The following is a 17,504-nucleotide window of genomic DNA, read 5'->3' on the forward strand; positions in this document are numbered from 1 at the left end:
CACGACTATTTCAGGATTGCTCTGGTGTCTTCGCCGGTGGTGTCCCCTTACCGAGGGTGACCAAGCATGCAAGAAAGCGTGATGCAGCGCATGTGGAACAGTGCCCACCTATCCGGTGGTAACGCTGCCTATGTGGAAGAGCTCTATGAGCTTTACCTGCACGACCCTAACGCTGTGCCAGAAGAATGGCGCACCTACTTTCAGAAGTTGCCAGCAGACGGCAGCTCTGCCACTGATGTATCGCACTCGACTATTCGCGATCATTTCGTGTTGCTGGCCAAAAACCAGCGCCGCGCTCAACCGGTGTCCGCCGGCAGTGTGAGCAGCGAGCACGAGAAGAAGCAGGTTGAAGTGCTGCGACTGATCCAGGCGTATCGGATGCGTGGCCACCAGGCTGCTCAGCTCGATCCGTTGGGCCTTTGGCAGCGCCCTGCGCCTGCGGATCTGTCGATCAATCATTACGGCTTGACCAATGCCGATCTTGATACGACCTTCCGTGCCGGCGACCTGTTCATCGGCAAAGAGGAAGCGAGCCTACGCGAAATTCATGAAGCGTTGCAGCAGACATATTGTCGCACCATCGGCTCCGAGTTCACCCATATCGTGGATTCCGAGCAGCGCAACTGGTTCATGCAGCGTCTTGAGAGTGTTCGCGGCCGTCCAGCGTTCTCGGCTGATATCCAGAGCCACCTGCTCGAGCGTGTCACCGCAGCCGAAGGTCTCGAGAAGTATCTGGGTACCAAATATCCGGGTACCAAGCGCTTCGGTCTGGAAGGTGGCGAAAGCCTGATCCCGATGCTCGACGAGCTGATTCAGCGTTCCGGGTCCTATGGCACCAAGGAAGTCGTGATCGGTATGGCCCACCGCGGCCGCCTCAACGTACTGGTCAACACTTTTGGCAAGAACCCGCGCGAACTGTTCGACGAGTTCGAAGGCAAGAAAAAAGTGGAACTGGGTTCCGGTGACGTCAAATATCACCAGGGTTTCTCTTCCAACGTCATGACCGCAGGCGGTGAGGTTCACCTTGCCATGGCATTCAACCCGTCTCACCTGGAGATCGTTTCTCCGGTGGTCGAGGGGTCGGTGCGTGCGCGTCAGGATCGTCGCAACGATCCTAACGGTGACAAGGTTCTGCCGATTTCCCTCCACGGCGACGCGGCCTTTGCCGGTCAGGGCGTGGTCATGGAAACCTTCCAGATGTCGCAGACCCGCGGCTTCAAGACGGGCGGCACGATCCACATCGTCATCAACAACCAGGTGGGCTTCACCATCAGCAACCCGCTGGACTCGCGTTCGACCGAGTACGCCACCGACGTTGCCAAGATGATCCAGGCACCGATCCTCCATGTAAATGGTGATGATCCGGAAGCTGTGATGTTCGTGACCCAGCTGGCGATCGATTACCGCATGCAGTTCAAGCGCGATATCGTGATCGATCTGGTCTGCTACCGTCGTCGTGGTCACAACGAAGCTGACGAGCCGAGTGGCACTCAGCCTCTGATGTATCAGCAGATCACCAAGCAGCGCACCACCCGTGAGCTGTATGCCGAGCATTTGATCAAGACCGGCATTCTCGATGAAGCCCGTGTTCAGGCCAAGGTCGATGATTACCGCAGCGCGCTGGACAATGGTCTGCACGTAGTGAAAAGCCTGGTCAAGGAGCCGAACAAGGAGTTGTTCGTCGACTGGCGTCCTTATCTGGGCCACGCCTGGACTGCGCGTCACGACACTCGCTTCGACCTCAAGACCCTGCAGGAACTGTCCGCCAAGCTGATGGAACTTCCTGAAGGCTTCGTCGTGCAGCGTCAGGTTCAGAAGATCTACGAAGACCGTCAGAAGATGCAGGCCGGTGGCTTGCCGATCAACTGGGGTTACGCCGAAACCATGGCATACGCCACGCTGGCGTTCGAAGGTCACCCGATCCGTATGACAGGGCAGGACATCGGTCGCGGTACGTTCTCGCACCGCCACGCCGTACTGCACAACCAGAAAGACGCCGGGACCTATATCCCGCTGCAGAATCTGTACTCCGGTCAGCCGCGTTTCGACCTGTACGACTCGTTCCTGTCGGAAGAGGCCGTGCTGGCATTCGAATACGGTTACTCGACCACCCAGCCGGATGCACTGGTTATCTGGGAAGCGCAGTTCGGCGACTTCGCCAACGGTGCCCAGGTGGTTGTCGACCAGTTCATCACCAGCGGTGAACACAAGTGGGGCCGTCTGTGCGGTCTGACCATGCTGTTGCCTCACGGCTACGAAGGGCAGGGGCCAGAGCACTCGTCGGCACGTCTTGAGCGTTACCTGCAATTGTGTGCCGAGCACAACATTCAGGTGTGCGTACCAACGACTCCGGCGCAGATCTACCATTTGCTGCGTCGTCAGGTCATCCGCCCGCTGCGCAAGCCGCTGATCGTGCTGACTCCCAAGTCGTTGCTGCGTCACAAACTGGCTGTTTCGACCTTGGAAGATCTGGCCGAAGGCTCGTTCCAGACCGTCATTCCGGAAATCGATACCCTCGGTCCGGCCAAGGTCACGCGTCTGGTGCTGTGCAGCGGCAAGGTTTACTACGACCTGCTGGAAAAACGCCGTGCCGAAGGGCGTGAAGACATTGCCATCGTTCGTATCGAGCAGCTGTACCCGTTCCCTGAAGACGACCTGATGGAAACCATCGCGCCGTACACCAACCTGCAGCATGTGGTCTGGTGTCAGGAAGAACCGATGAACCAGGGTGCTTGGTACAGCAGTCAGCACCACCTGCGCCGCAGCATGGGCAACCACAAACGTGAACTCGTTCTTGAGTACGCCGGTCGTGACGCCTCTGCCGCTCCAGCTTGTGGTTACGCTTCGATGCACGCCGAGCAGCAGGAAAAACTGTTGCAAGATGCCTTCACTGTTTAACGCCTTCGAGCATTAGAAACCGAATTAAGGAATTACAGATAATGGCTATCGAGATCAAAGCCCCCTCTTTCCCGGAATCCGTTGCCGATGGCACCATTTCCAAGTGGTACAAAAAAGAGGGTGATGCGGTAAAACGGGACGAGATGCTGGTCGATATCGAGACTGACAAGGTTGTTCTGGAAGTATTGGCCGAAGCTGACGGCGTGATGGGCTCGATCACCAAGGAAGAGGGCGCTATCGTCCTCTCCAACGAAGTGCTTGGCACTTTGAATGATGGTGCCACGGCATCTGCTGCTCCAGCACCTGCTGCTGCGCCTGCCTCTGCTGCGCCTGCCTCGGCACCCGCCGCTGCACCGGCTGCCGCTGGCGAAGAAGACCCGATTGCCGCGCCTGCTGCGCGTCAACTCGCTGAAGAAAACGGTATTAACCTGGCCAGCGTCAAAGGCACTGGTAAAGACGGCCGTATCACCAAGGAAGACGTGGTCGCTGCCGTTGAGGCGAAGAAATCCGCTCCAGCCGCCGCTCCTGCTGCCAAACCTGCTGCCGCTCCGGTTGTCGCTGCTGGCGACCGCACCGAGAAGCGCGTGCCGATGACTCGTGTACGTGCAACCGTTGCCAAGCGTCTGGTCGAAGCCCAGTCGAACATGGCCATGCTGACCACGTTCAACGAAGTCGACATGACCGAAGTCATGGCACTGCGTTCGAAGTACAAGGACCTGTTCGAGAAGTCGCACAACGGCGTGCGTCTGGGCTTTATGTCGTTCTTCGTCAAGGCTGCTACCGAGGCGCTGAAACGCTTCCCGGCTGTCAACGCGTCGATCGACGGCTCCGACATCGTCTACCACGGCTACGCTGACGTCGGTGTTGCAGTGTCCAGCGACCGTGGTCTGGTTGTACCGGTTCTGCGTAACACCGAGCACATGAGCCTGGCTGAAATCGAAGGCGGCATCGCCACCTTCGGCAAGAAGGCCCGTGATGGCAAACTGTCCATCGACGAGATGACCGGTGGCACCTTCACGATCACTAATGGTGGTACTTTCGGTTCGATGATGTCGACGCCGATCGTCAACCCGCCACAGGCTGCAATTCTGGGCATGCACAACATTCTTCAGCGCCCGATGGCAGTCAACGGTCAGGTAGTGATTCGTCCGATGATGTATCTGGCACTGTCGTACGATCACCGTTTGATTGACGGCAAGGAAGCGGTAACCTTCCTCGTGACCATCAAGAACCTGCTGGAAGATCCGGCTCGTCTGTTGCTGGATATCTGATGAGGCAGCCCGTGGTTGCAAGCTTCAAGTCAGAAGCGATAAAGCGTGCAGCCGGGGCTGGTGTGTTTCACCTGATTAATAGGTCGCAAGTCGTTTTTGCCTGATCGCGGATCGACTTGCAGCTTGCAGCTAAAAGCTCGCAGCTAAAGAGGAACTCTTTGTTATGTCCCAGAAATTCGACGTGGTAGTGATTGGCGCAGGCCCTGGCGGTTATGTTGCCGCCATCAAGGCTGCGCAACTTGGTCTCAAGACTGCCTGCATCGAGAAGTACCAGGACAAGGAGGGCAAACTGGCCCTCGGTGGTACCTGCCTCAACGTTGGTTGCATTCCTTCCAAGGCGCTGCTCGACAGCTCCTGGAAGTTCTATGAAGCCAAGAACGGCTTCAGCGTGCACGGCATCTCGACATCTGAAGTGAACATCGATGTGCCGGCCATGATCGGTCGCAAGTCGACTATCGTCAAAGGCCTGACCGGCGGCGTTGCCAGCCTGTTCAAAGCCAATGGCGTGACCACTCTGCAAGGCCACGGCAAACTGCTGGCTGGAAAGAAGGTCGAGCTGACGGCTGCCGACGGCACCGTTGAAATCATCGAAGCTGACCATGTGATTCTGGCTTCGGGCTCGCGTCCTATCGACATCCCGCCAGCTCCGGTTGACCAGAAAGTCATCGTCGATTCGACCGGCGCTCTGGAATTCCAACAGGTTCCACAGCGTCTGGGCGTCATCGGCGCTGGCGTGATCGGCCTGGAGCTGGGCTCTGTATGGGCTCGCCTTGGCGCTCAGGTCACTGTTCTGGAAGCACTGGACAAGTTCATTCCGGCGGCCGACGAAGCAGTTTCCAAGGAAGCGCTGAAAACCTTCACCAAGCAAGGTCTGGACATCAAGCTGGGCGCTCGCGTGACCGGTTCCAAGGTCGATGGCGAAGAAGTGGTGGTCAGCTACACCGACGCCGCTGGCGAGCAGTCGATTACCTTTGATCGTCTGATCGTTGCCGTTGGCCGTCGTCCAGTGACCACTGACCTGCTGGCATCGGACAGCGGCGTTGATCTGGACGAGCGCGGTTTCATCTACGTTGACGACTACTGCACCACCAGCGTTCCTGGCGTATACGCCATCGGTGACGTGGTGCGTGGCCTGATGCTGGCACACAAGGCGTCGGAAGAAGGCATCATGGTTGTCGAGCGCATCAAGGGCCACAAGGCTCAGATGAACTACAACCTGATCCCGTCGGTTATCTACACCCACCCGGAAATCGCCTGGGTCGGCAAGACCGAGCAGACGCTCAAGGCCGAAGGCGTTGAAGTCAATGTCGGTACGTTCCCGTTCGCGGCCAGCGGCCGTGCCATGGCAGCCAACGACACCGGCGGCTTCGTCAAGATCATAGCCGACGCCAAGACTGACCGCGTACTGGGTGTTCACGTTATTGGTCCAAGCGCTGCCGAGCTGGTACAGCAGGGCGCAATCGCGATGGAATTCGGCAGCAGCGCAGAAGACATCGGCATGATGGTCTTCTCGCACCCGACCCTGTCCGAAGCGCTGCATGAAGCTGCACTGGCTGTGAATGGCGGCGCCATCCATATCCAGAATCGCAAGAAACGCTGAGACAACAAGAGAAACCACGGCGCAGTGCCCGTCGTTGGCCTTGCAAGCAGGGCTTACCGCGGAATCTGCGCCGGACTCGACCTCTCAGGCGGCTTCACGAGTGTCCCACGGCACTTGCGGAGTCCACCCGGAGTAGCGGTCACAGGTGGTGCGGCACGCTGACGTGCAGCACCGAATGCGCAGTACCTAAACGAAGACGGTAATAAGCATGAATCTTCACGAGTATCAGGGTAAGCAGCTGTTCGCTGAGTACGGCCTGCCAGTATCCAAGGGTTACGCGGTAGACACCCCGGAAGCAGCAGCAGAAGCCTGCGACAAGATCGGCGGAACCGAGTGGGTCGTCAAAGCCCAGGTTCACGCAGGTGGTCGCGGTAAAGCGGGCGGCGTAAAGCTGGTTCGCAGCAAGGAAGACGCTGCTGCGTTCGCTCAACAGTGGTTGGGCAAGCGCCTGGTGACTTACCAGACTGACGCCAACGGTCAGCCGGTGACCAAGATCCTGGTCGAATCGTGCACCGACATCGCCAAAGAGCTGTATCTGGGCGCTGTGGTCGATCGTTCCAGCCGTCGTATCGTGTTCATGGCTTCCACCGAAGGTGGCGTGGACATCGAGAAGATCGCTCACGACACTCCTGAAAAGATTCTCAAGGCAACGATCGACCCACTGGTCGGCGCTCAGCCGTTCCAGGGCCGCGATCTGGCATTCCAGCTGGGTCTGGAAGGCAAGCAGGTCACTCAGTTCGCCAAGATCTTCACCGGTCTGGCCAAGCTGTTCCAGGACCATGACCTGGCCCTGCTGGAAGTGAACCCGCTGGTGATCAAGGCTGACGGCGATCTGCACTGCCTGGACGCGAAGATCAACATCGACGCCAACGCCATGTACCGTCAGCCCAAGCTGAAGGGCTTCCACGATCCTTCGCAGGACGACCCTCGCGAAGCTCACGCCGCCAAGTTCGAACTGAACTACGTAGCGCTGGAAGGCAACATCGGCTGCATGGTCAACGGTGCTGGCCTGGCCATGGGTACCATGGACATCGTCAACCTGCATGGCGGCAAGCCTGCAAACTTCCTTGACGTTGGCGGTGGTGCCACCAAGGAACGCGTTACCGAAGCGTTCAAGATCATCCTGTCCGACACCAACGTCGCCGCAGTACTGGTCAACATCTTCGGCGGCATCGTTCGTTGCGACATGATTGCCGAAGGCATCATCGGTGCAGTGAAAGAAGTCGGCGTGAAAATCCCGGTTGTTGTTCGCCTTGAAGGTAACAACGCTGAACTGGGCGCTAAAGTACTGGCAGAAAGCGGTTTGAACATCATCGCTGCGACCAGCCTGACCGACGCTGCTCAACAAGTTGTCAAAGCCGCGGAGGGCAAGTAATGAGCGTCCTGATCAATAAAGACACCAAGGTTATCTGCCAGGGTTTCACTGGTTCGCAAGGTACCTTCCACTCCGAGCAAGCCATTGCCTACGGCACCAAAATGGTTGGCGGCGTGACTCCAGGCAAGGGCGGCACCACGCACCTGAACCTGCCAGTGTTCAACACTGTGAAAGAAGCCGTAGACACCACTGGCGCTACTGCCAGCGTCATCTATGTTCCGGCTCCTTTCTGCAAGGATTCCATCCTTGAAGCAGCGTTCGGCGGCATCAAGCTGATCGTCTGCATCACCGAAGGCATCCCGACCATCGACATGCTGGAAGCCAAGGTCAAGTGCGACGAGCTGGGTGTGATCCTGATCGGTCCTAACTGCCCAGGTGTCATCACTCCGGGCGAGTGCAAGATCGGCATCATGCCAGGTCATATTCACTTGCCAGGCAAGGTAGGCATCGTGTCGCGTTCCGGCACCCTGACCTACGAAGCTGTGAAGCAGACCACTGACGCCGGTTTCGGTCAGTCCACCTGTGTAGGTATCGGTGGTGACCCGATCCCTGGTTCGAACTTCATCGACATCCTGAAGCTGTTCCAGGAAGACCCGAAGACCGAAGCGATCGTCATGATCGGCGAGATCGGCGGTTCGGCTGAAGAAGAAGCGGCTGCCTACATCAAGGCACACGTGACCAAGCCTGTTGTTTCCTACATCGCTGGTGTTACTGCTCCTCCGGGCAAGCGCATGGGCCATGCCGGTGCAATCATCTCGGGTGGTAAAGGTACTGCAGACGAGAAATTCGCTGCACTGCAGGACGCTGGTGTAAAAACCGTGCGCTCCCTGGCAGACATCGGCAAGGCCCTGGCCGAGCTGACTGGCTGGCCAACCAAGTAAGCTTCACTGTTTGCTGATCAGGTAAGCTCGCTTGCCTGATTCGAGCAATCGACAAAAGCCACCTTCGGGTGGCTTTTGTTTGGGCGCCTGAAAAGGTTCGCCTTACCCCGTCTGGTTCACCTGGACCTCTCATTGCCGGCATTTCCAACTGTCTGGGGCTTTACATCCGCCAACAAACGGTGCGTCGTCGGCTGGCGCGCCCTGAGACAGTGCATTTTCGGTCGAAGTTGGCTACCCTGTCCGCCGTTTTTGCGTTGCCCTCACGAGGGGCGTTTCGCAAGGTACTGCCACGTCTTACGCCGACGGGCTGCGTCTGCCCCATTCATGGGTGACGTCCCATCCCTTATTTCGATTCCGTGTGGTCCCTCGTAATGAAAGTGTTGAAAGGCCAGGACATCCTGGCACTCGGTTTTATGACATTTGCCCTGTTTGTCGGGGCTGGCAACATTATCTTCCCTCCTATTGTCGGCCTGCAGGCCGGACCACATGTCTGGATGGCGGCGCTGGGCTTTCTGGTCACGGCGGTCGGGCTGCCGGTCGTTACGGTGATTGCTCTGGCCAGGGTAGGGGGGCAATGGATGCCCTGAGCAGTCCGATCGGCAAGATTGCCGGCGGGGCGCTCGCAGCCGTCTGCTATCTGGCGGTCGGCCCGCTGTTCGCGACCCCGCGTACCGCGACCGTCTCGTTTGAAGTCGGCCTGGCACCTCTGACCGGTGACACTCCAGTCGCGTTGTTCCTCTACAGCCTGGCGTATTTTCTGGTGGTGTTCTGGGTTTCATTGTATCCGGGGCGCTTGCTCGACACGGTCGGGCGCTTTTTGGCACCGCTCAAGATTATCGCCCTTGCAGTATTGGGGATCGCGGCATTCGCATTACCCGCAGGCGGAATAGGCGAGGCTGAGCCCGCCTATGCCGCTGCGCCGTTTTCCCAGGGTTTCATCAATGGTTATCTGACCATGGACACCCTCGGGGCGCTGGTCTTTGGGATTGTCATCGTCAATGCCATTCGCTCTCGTGGTGTCGAGTCACCACGTCTGATCACGCGCTACGCGATCATTGCCGGGCTCATTGCCGGTGTCGGGCTGGCGCTGGTGTATGTCAGCCTGTTTCGCCTGGGTTCCGGCAGCCATGCGGTCGCGGCAGGCGCAAGCAACGGCGCGGCGGTTCTGCATGCCTACGTGCAGCACACCTTCGGTTCATTGGGCAGCGGTTTTCTCGCCGTGCTGATTTCATTGGCGTGTCTGGTGACTGCGGTAGGCCTGACCTGTGCCTGTGCTGAATACTTTGCCAAGGTGCTGCCGCTGTCCTACCGGACGCTAGTGATCATCCTGGCGGTGTTCTCGCTGCTGGTATCCAATCTGGGGCTGACCAAGCTGATCCAGTTTTCGATTCCGGTACTCACCGCTATCTATCCACCGTGTATCGTGCTGGTGGCGCTGAGCTTCTGCAAAGGCTTTTGGCAGAGCCAGGGACGGGTTGTTGCACCGGTGATGCTGGTATCGCTCATCTTTGGCCTGATCGACGCGCTGAAGGGTGCCGGTTTTACTGACTATCTGCCGGGTGTGCTGACCAGTCTGCCGCTGAGTGATCAAGGCCTGGCATGGCTGGTGCCCTCGGTAATCACGCTGGCGGGCGCTGTAGCCGTTGACAGGCTCATGGGCAAGCGCAGCGAGGCGCTGGCTTGAAGTCGGTACACGATTAATGTCGAACTGACGTTACGTGCCAAGTGAAACGAGTTAAATGAAAAAGCCCGCTTTAAGCGGGCTTTTTTAGTTCTGTAAGCGTTTCAGCCTTACTTGGTGGCTGGCGCTGCTTCTGGCGCTTTGTTGGCGTTCTCATTGGTACGCTGCTGAGCGGCTTCAGCGTTCTTCTGAGCGGCTTCCTGGCTTTCCTTGGCCGCGTCATTCACTTTTTCCTGAGCCTTTTCCATCGACTCCTGGGACTGCTGAGCTGCCTTGTTGGCATCTTGCTGAGTGTTTTCGGACTTTTTGTCACAGGCGGCAAGGCCCAGGGTGGCAGAAAGCATCAAGGCATAGGCTAAAGATTTACGCATGGGGTGTTTCTCCTTATTGAGTGTTCACGAGGCTAAGAGCCTGCCGTCATGAGTTAAGTTCCACCCGTGATGACAATATCGGAGGCCGTTGTTTCGCGGTCGTTACAGGCCGATAGCGCCGTGCCGATTGCGGACAGTTCTGGCGAGCACCCACCAACGCAATGCGTGCGGTATCCGGCGCATGAAACACGCTCCGCGCATCATTGGCTCTTGAAATCCCCGACCCAGCCCCCACCTTGATGACTACCCGCTGTCACACGGGCTTATGCCTGATCGTGACGGCTTATACCATCCAGATCGGAGTTTGATGATTATGAGTGTGGAAACTCAAAAGGAAACCCTGGGCTTCCAGACCGAGGTAAAGCAACTGCTGCACCTCATGATCCATTCGCTGTATTCCAACAAGGAAATTTTCCTTCGCGAATTGATCTCGAACGCGTCTGACGCGGTCGACAAATTGCGTTTTGAAGCGTTGTCCAAGCCGGAGTTGCTGGAAGGCGGCGCCGAGCTGAAAATTCGTGTGAGCTTCGACAAGGACGCGAAGACCGTTACGCTTGAAGACAACGGCATCGGTATGAGCCGTGAAGACGTGATCACCCACCTGGGCACGATCGCCAAGTCCGGCACCGCTGATTTCATGAAAAACCTGTCGGGCGACCAGAAGAAGGACTCGCACCTGATCGGTCAGTTCGGCGTGGGTTTCTATTCGGCATTCATCGTTGCCGATCAGGTCGAAGTGTTCAGCCGTCGTGCCGGCACGCCAGCGAATGAAGGCGTGCACTGGTCCTCCAAGGGCGAAGGCGAGTTCGAAGTTGCCACCGTCGACAAGGCTGATCGTGGCACCCGTATTGTTCTGCACCTGAAAAACGGTGAAGAGGAATTCGCTGACGGCTACCGTCTGCGTAACATCATCAAAAAATACTCCGACCATATCGCCTTGCCGATCGAGCTGCCCAAAGAGCAGGCTCCGGCAGCCGAAGGCGAGGAGGCACCGGCGCCGGAGTGGGAAACCGTCAACCGCGCCAGCGCCCTCTGGACCCGTCCGCGCACCGAGGTGAAGGATGAGGAGTATCAGGAGTTCTACAAGCATGTCGCGCACGACTACGAGAACCCGCTGAGCTGGAGCCATAACAAGGTTGAAGGCAAGCTGGAATACACTTCGCTGCTGTACGTGCCTGCGCGTGCTCCGTTTGATTTGTATCAGCGCGAAGCACCGCGCGGCCTGAAGCTCTATGTGCAGCGCGTCTTCGTCATGGATCAGGCCGAGTCGTTCCTGCCGCTGTACATGCGCTTCGTCAAGGGCGTGGTCGACTCCAATGACCTTTCGCTGAACGTTTCCCGCGAAATCCTGCAGAAGGACCCGATCATCGACTCGATGAAGTCGGCGTTGACCAAGCGCGTGCTGGACATGCTGGAGAAGCTGGCGAAAAACGAACCCGAGCAGTACAAGGGTTTCTGGAAAAACTTCGGCCAGGTCCTCAAGGAAGGTCCGGCAGAAGACTTCGCCAATAAGGAAAAAATCGCCGGTCTGCTGCGTTTCGCATCGACGTCCGACGACAGCGGTGAACAGAGCGTTTCTCTGGCCGAGTACCTCGCGCGGGCCAAGGAAGGTCAGGACAAGATTTACTACCTCACTGGCGAATCCTACGCACAGGTCAAGAACAGCCCGCACCTTGAAGTCTTCCGCAAGAAAGGCATCGAAGTGCTGCTGCTGACCGACCGTATCGACGAGTGGCTGATGAGCTACCTGAGCGATTTCGACGGCAAGGGCTTTGTGGATGTGGCTCGTGGTGACTTGGATCTGGGCAATCTTGACTCCGAAGAGGACAAGAAGGCTCAGGAAGAGATCGCCAAGGACAAAGAGGGCCTGATCGAGCGTCTGAAAGCTGCGCTGGGTGAGTCTGTAAGCGAAGTGCGTGTTTCCCATCGTCTGACCGATTCACCTGCGATTCTGGCCATTGGCGAGCAGGACATGGGGCTGCAGATGCGTCAGATTCTGGAAGCCAGCGGGCAGAAGGTTCCGGACTCCAAGCCAATCTTCGAATTCAACCCGGCCCACCCGCTGATCGGCAAGCTCGATGCCGAGCAGAGCGAAGAGCGCTTCGGCGATCTGTCGCACATCCTGTTCGATCAGGCGGCGCTGGCCGCCGGTGACAGCCTCAAGGATCCAGCTGCGTATGTGCGTCGTCTGAACAAGCTGTTGGTAGAACTGTCGGTTTGATAGCCGGTTGACAAGAAACCCGCCTCGGCGGGTTTTTTGTTTCAGTTCCCGCGACACGTTTTTCATCTCCCTAACGATCAGGAGTCAGTAATGAGCAGCAACATCGAAATTCGTTCTGTGGTCTATCAGATCGATGGCCAGACTTATGAAAGCCGTCTTGTGTACGACCCGAAAGCTAGCGCTGCACAGCCAGGGCTGCTGATGGCGCCTAACTGGATGGGTGTCAGCCAGGGTGCTGAAGACATCGCCAAAGCGGTCGCTGCGAAGGGTTATGTAGTGCTGCTGGCTGATCTTTACGGTCAGCAGATTCGCCCGAGTAACAATGACGAGGCGGGCGCTGCCATGACGCCGCTCAAGAATGATCGCGGTCTTCTGCGCAAGCGTATGCAGGCAGGCCTCGACCAGTTGTTGAGCCAGGCGGATGTGTCTCTGGACTCAAGCAAGATCGCAACATTCGGTTTCTGCTTCGGTGGCTGCTGCTCGCTGGAGCTCGCACGTACCGGGGCCGAGCTGAAGGCTGCCATTTCGTTCCACGGCACGCTGGACACGCCCAACCCGGCTGATGCGAAGAACATCAAGGGCTCGGTACTGGTTCTCCACGGTGCGTCGGACCCGCTGGTGCCAAAAGAGCAATTGCCTGCTTTTGAAGAGGAAATGAACGCCGCTGGTGTGGATTGGCAGCTGCACAGTTACGGTGGGGCATTCCATTCCTTCACCGACCCGCACGCCAATGTTCCCGGCATGATGATGTACGACGCCAAAGTGTCGAGCCGTGCGTTCAAGTCGATGCATGATTTGTTGAGCGAAGTGTTCGGCTGAAGGAACACCTATCGTCCCCTAGGGCGTGCAGGGGAACACTATCGTGCCCATGCTCCGCGTGGGCATGCCGGTCTGGGCGCTCTGCGTCCTCTTTCGACGCAGAGCGTCGTGAACTGCATTCCCACGCTGGAGCGTGAGGAACGAGCGGTGTTCTGAAGATCCATCGTTCCTGCAGCCATGCCGGAGAACAACAGCCACTTTGGCCTATTCACAAAAAAGGCGCCTCGAAAGGCGCCTTTTTGTTTGTCGCAAAAGCAGTATTACTTGCCCGCCCAGCGCTTCAACACCAGCGTAGCGTTGGTGCCACCGAAGCCGAAGCTGTTGCTCATGACCAGGTCAAGCTTCGCATCTTCACGCGTCTTGAGCAGGATCGGCATGTCGGCAACTACCGGGTCAAGTTCGTCGATGTTCGCCGAGCCTGCGATGAAGTTGTTTTCCATCATCAGCAGGCAATAGATCGCTTCGTGAACACCGGCGGCACCCAGCGAGTGGCCCGACAGGCTCTTGGTGGAGCTGATCGCCGGAGCTTTGGCGCCGAATACTTCGCGCACGCCCTCCATTTCCTTGGCGTCGCCGACCGGAGTCGAGGTGCCGTGGGTGTTGATGTAGTCAATGTCGCCGGAGTTGATATCACCCAGGGCCATCTGCATGCAGCGAATTGCACCTTCACCGCTTGGCGCAACCATGTCGTAGCCGTCGGATGTAGCACCGTAGCCGACGATTTCAGCATAGATTTTCGCGCCGCGTGCCAGAGCGTGTTCCAGCTCTTCGACAACGACCATGCCGCCGCCACCGGCAATGACGAAACCGTCACGCTTGGCGTCGTAAGCGCGGGAGGCTTTTTCCGGCGTCTCGTTGTACTGAGTTGACAGTGCGCCCATTGCGTCGAACAGGAACGACTGGCTCCAGTGCTCTTCTTCGCCGCCACCGGCAAAGACGATGTCCTGTTTACCCAGCTGGATCTGCTCGACAGCGTTGCCGATGCAGTGAGCGCTGGTGGCGCAGGCGGACGAAATGGAGTAGTTCACGCCCTTGATCTTGAACGGCGTGGCCAGGCAGGCCGAAACGGTACTGCCCATGGTCCGCGTGACACGGTAAGGACCGACGCGCTTGACGCCTTTTTCGCGCAGGGTATCCAGCGCTTCCATCTGGTTAAGGGTCGATGCGCCGCCGCTGCCAGCGATCAGGCCGGTACGCACGTTGGAAACCTGTTCCTCGGTAAGACCCGAATCAGTGATTGCGTCTTTCATCGCCAGGTAGGCATAAGCTGCCGCATGACCGACGAAGCGAAAGATCTTGCGATCGATCAGTTCTTCCAGATTCAGGTCGATGGAGCCGGAAACCTGGCTGCGCAGACCCATTTCGGCATATTCCGGGTTGAAGCGGATGCCAGGGCGGTTAGCACGCAGGTTAGCGGTGACGGTCTCTTTGTCATTGCCCAAGCAGGAAACAATACCCAGACCAGTGATAACGACGCGGCGCATGCGAGTACCCTTAGAAATTTTCAGTGGAAGTAAACACGCCGACCCGAAGGCCTTCGGCGGTATAGATTTCACGACCGTCGACACTCACTGAGCCGTCGGCGATGGCCAGGTTCAGTTTGCCTTTCAGGACGCGCTTGATATGAATGTTGTAGGTGACTTTTTTGGCGGTAGGCAGCACCTGACCGAAAAACTTCACCTCGCCCGAACCCAGGGCGCGGCCACGGCCGGGGTTACCCTGCCAGCCAAGATAGAAACCAACCAGTTGCCACATGGCGTCAAGGCCCAGGCATCCTGGCATCACCGGATCACCTTCAAAGTGGCAGGCAAAAAACCACAGGTCCGGGTTGATATCCAGTTCGGCGACCAATTCACCCTTGCTGAACTTGCCACCTTCGTCGCTGATGTGTGTGATGCGATCGACCATCAGCATGTTGGGGGCGGGCAGTTGCGCATTACCTGGGCCGAACAGCTCGCCACGACTGCAGCGCAGCAGGTCTTCCCGGGTAAAGGCGTGTTGTTTGGTCATGCGAGCTCCTCAATAATCTCGTGCGGCAGGTTGTGGCGTCACTGGCTAGAACGCTGGTCCTGTCGTACCAATTCGCCAGGACCCTGTCCGGCAGCCTACTCATAGACTGTTGCGTTGTAATGAAAGTCACAGATCAGGTGAAATCAAGGTACACCTGTTCACTGAATTTTGTCATTCAGCCGATTTTGCTGGCTGATTTGCGTGCCAAGACTGCCGCAATTTAACATTTATCGCCAGTCACAGGTGCGTCAAAGGGCAGCCAACGGTGTAAAACCTGCTGTAAATCAGCGTGTTTGAAAGGTTTAGCCAGGTAATCATCCATACCTGCATGTAAACACGCGTCCCGATCACCCTGCAGTGCATTGGCAGTCAGGGCAATGATTGGGATTCGTTCCAGACCGGAAAGTTGCCTGATTCTACGTGTGGCTTCATAGCCGTCCATGACCGGCAGTCGGCAATCCATGAGGATCAGTGCGTGGTTTCCCGCGCTTGCCTTCATCACCGCTTCGGCGCCATCCACCGCCACGTCGACTTCGCAACCCAGATTACGCAACATGGCCTGCACCACGGTGCGGTTCACCGGGTTGTCCTCGACCAGCAATATGCTGCGCTCCTTGCCATGTGCATCGAGTACCGACAGCGGCTTGGCGATATCCACTGAAACATCGCGTGAAACGGGCAGCGGGATTTGCAGCGTGAAAACAGAACCCGAACCCTCCTGGCTCTCGGCACGCAGTGTGCCGCCCATGCGTTCGGCAAGGGTACGGGCAATCGGCAGTCCCAACCCCGTGCCGCCGTAGCGCCTGGAAATCGAGCTGTCGGCCTGTTTGAACGCATCGAACATCGACTCCAGTCGCTCGGCGTCGATACCAATGCCGCTGTCATGCACTGCACAGGTAAAGTGCAGTTGGTCATTGTCGAGCATCGCCCATTGGGCGACAACGCTGACCTTGCCTTGCTCGGTAAATTTAAGTGCGTTGCCGATCAGATTCACCAGGATCTGCCTGATCCGGGTCGGGTCGCCTGTGACGGTCACTGTGTCCAGTCCAGGCTGAATATGCAGTTCCAGTAGCAGCTCGCGTTGCAGCGCGCTGTGGTTGAACGCGTGGGTCGAGGCACTGACCAGTTCGGCCAGGTTGAACGCTATGCCTTCCATTTGCAGGGCATCGCGTTCAATGCGGGAAAAATCGAGAATGTCGTTGATGACCCGTAGCAGATGCTCGGTTGACTCGGTCGCCAGCGTCGCATACTCGCTTTGCTCAGCGGTCATGCGCGTGGTTTCCATCAGTTGCAGCATGCCCAGTACGCCGTTCATGGGGGTTCGCAACTCGTGACTCATCATTGCCAGAAAATCCGACTTGGCGCGGTTGGCCTGTTCGGCTTCCTCACGTGTCTGGATCAACTGCGCCACCGAGCGCTGCTGTTCAAGGCTGGTGCGGTGCAGGTTCTCTGCCAGATTGTTGATGTGCCGCGCCAGTGCGCCTAACTCGGCATCGTCGCTGACCGGCAGGGGCACATGGTAGTCGCCCTGCTGAATCGCCTTGAGAGCTTCGCCCATTTCCTTGACGGGTCTTGACAGGCTCAAGGCCAGGCCGCGGGCCAGCAAAAAAGCGAACAGCAACGCGCCCAGCGCCAGAACACCGGCCTTGAGCAATATTTCCTGTTGCCGTCGACTGAAGGCTTCATTGGACATCCCGACCAATACTCGTCCCAGATAGCTCTGCGACGTATTTTCAGGTGCCTGGCGATTGCCTTTGGGCGACGTGGCGGGGTGACTGTTAGCCTTTGCGCGCTGTGGGTAGACAGAGGCCTGGAATATTTCCATCTGCCGTACCAACTGCTCGTTTTCGCGGGGCTGATCTATATAGATCATGGCCGTATTGGAGCTGTCCTGAATCTCTACATAGCGAACGCTGGGCATGGACAGGGTGGCGCGCATCAACGCCTTCAACCCGTCGATATCGCCTGTCGCCACACCCGGTTCGACGGCCATGGCCAATTGATTGGCGATGAGCTGCCCGGTGTGATTGAGCTCCTGACGCAAGTCCTGAATACGCACGAAGGTGAAAAAACTGATCAGCAGAGCCGTCAACAACAGGGCAGGGCCCAGGCTGATGATCTGAGTGCGGGTATTGATATCCCAGTGCCGAAATTTCATCGGCTGCGTGCCTTGCGCGCAATGCTTTGCGCTGGTGACTCGATTGATGCGTCCATGCCTGTTCGCCCGTTGGTCGCGACCCGGTCCGGCTGTGCAGCGCAGTGCCGGGTGTCTCGATAATTCATGCTGTGCACGCATGTTAACCGAGATAGCGCGCGTTTCCAGCGAACTTGTTGTCGCATGCCGCCCTGCATGCTCGACAGATCAGCTTTGTTGCTG

At 57.8% G+C, this 17,504-nt stretch carries 11 protein-coding genes and 1 pseudogene; 8 read left to right on the forward strand and 4 right to left on the reverse strand.

Annotated features, from left to right (window positions below; all coding sequences use genetic code 11):
* Positions 1-66 precede the first annotated feature (66 nt).
* From AC4ANE_RS11175 to brnQ, 6 genes and pseudogenes are all read left to right on the forward strand, one after another.
* The gene (locus AC4ANE_RS11175) at positions 67-2,898 is read left to right on the forward strand and encodes a 2-oxoglutarate dehydrogenase E1 component (protein ID WP_002552978.1); all 2,832 of its coding nucleotides are present in this window, start codon (positions 67-69) and stop codon (positions 2,896-2,898) included.
* A gap of 41 nt (positions 2,899-2,939) precedes the next feature.
* Positions 2,940-4,169, forward strand: coding sequence for a 2-oxoglutarate dehydrogenase complex dihydrolipoyllysine-residue succinyltransferase (odhB, locus tag AC4ANE_RS11180; protein ID WP_460408925.1), 1,230 nt, complete (start codon positions 2,940-2,942; stop codon positions 4,167-4,169).
* Positions 4,170-4,332: 163 nt separating this feature from the next.
* Positions 4,333-5,769 (forward strand): dihydrolipoyl dehydrogenase, encoded by a 1,437-nt coding sequence (gene lpdA, locus AC4ANE_RS11185; protein WP_002552980.1) that lies wholly within the window; start codon positions 4,333-4,335, stop codon positions 5,767-5,769.
* A 208-nt stretch (positions 5,770-5,977) separates the two neighbouring features.
* Positions 5,978-7,144 (forward strand): ADP-forming succinate--CoA ligase subunit beta, encoded by a 1,167-nt coding sequence (gene sucC, locus AC4ANE_RS11190; protein ID WP_002552981.1) that lies wholly within the window; start codon positions 5,978-5,980, stop codon positions 7,142-7,144.
* Positions 7,144-8,025: a succinate--CoA ligase subunit alpha gene (sucD, locus tag AC4ANE_RS11195; RefSeq protein ID WP_004664700.1), complete on the forward strand. Its 882-nt coding sequence runs from the start codon at positions 7,144-7,146 to the stop codon at positions 8,023-8,025. Before sucC ends, sucD begins: the two co-directional genes overlap by 1 nt.
* A 371-nt stretch (positions 8,026-8,396) precedes the next feature.
* Positions 8,397-9,709 (forward strand): annotated as a pseudogene (gene brnQ / locus AC4ANE_RS11200) (branched-chain amino acid transport system II carrier protein).
* Between the two features lie 107 nt (positions 9,710-9,816).
* Here brnQ and AC4ANE_RS11205 read toward each other — a convergent pair.
* Entirely contained in the window at positions 9,817-10,077 is a 261-nt protein-coding gene (locus AC4ANE_RS11205; protein ID WP_002552985.1) for a lipoprotein, read from the reverse strand.
* 313 nt (positions 10,078-10,390) lie between these two features.
* On the opposite strand from AC4ANE_RS11205, the gene htpG reads away from it, so the two are divergent.
* The gene (htpG, locus tag AC4ANE_RS11210) at positions 10,391-12,298 is read left to right on the forward strand and encodes a molecular chaperone HtpG (protein ID WP_031594909.1); all 1,908 of its coding nucleotides are present in this window, start codon (positions 10,391-10,393) and stop codon (positions 12,296-12,298) included.
* Positions 12,299-12,388: 90 nt separating this feature from the next.
* On the forward strand, positions 12,389-13,117 hold the full coding sequence (locus AC4ANE_RS11215; RefSeq protein ID WP_002552987.1) for a dienelactone hydrolase family protein: 729 nt from the start codon (positions 12,389-12,391) through the stop codon (positions 13,115-13,117).
* 260 nt (positions 13,118-13,377) lie between these two features.
* Here AC4ANE_RS11215 and fabB read toward each other — a convergent pair whose 3' ends face one another.
* The 3 genes from fabB to AC4ANE_RS11230 all read right to left on the reverse strand — a co-directional run bounded on the left by fabB (position 13,378) and on the right by AC4ANE_RS11230 (position 17,285).
* Complete coding sequence (fabB, locus tag AC4ANE_RS11220; RefSeq protein ID WP_002552988.1) at positions 13,378-14,601, reverse strand: beta-ketoacyl-ACP synthase I; 1,224 nt, start codon at positions 14,599-14,601, stop codon at positions 13,378-13,380.
* 10 nt (positions 14,602-14,611) lie between these two features.
* Entirely contained in the window at positions 14,612-15,127 is a 516-nt protein-coding gene (gene fabA / locus AC4ANE_RS11225; protein WP_002552989.1) for a 3-hydroxyacyl-[acyl-carrier-protein] dehydratase FabA, read from the reverse strand.
* Positions 15,128-15,347: 220 nt separating this feature from the next.
* Positions 15,348-17,285, reverse strand: coding sequence for an ATP-binding protein (locus tag AC4ANE_RS11230; RefSeq protein WP_031594907.1), 1,938 nt, complete (start codon positions 17,283-17,285; stop codon positions 15,348-15,350).
* Between the last annotated feature and the right edge of the window lie 219 nt (positions 17,286-17,504).

This window comes from Pseudomonas sp. Pme6b (assembly GCF_058129925.1).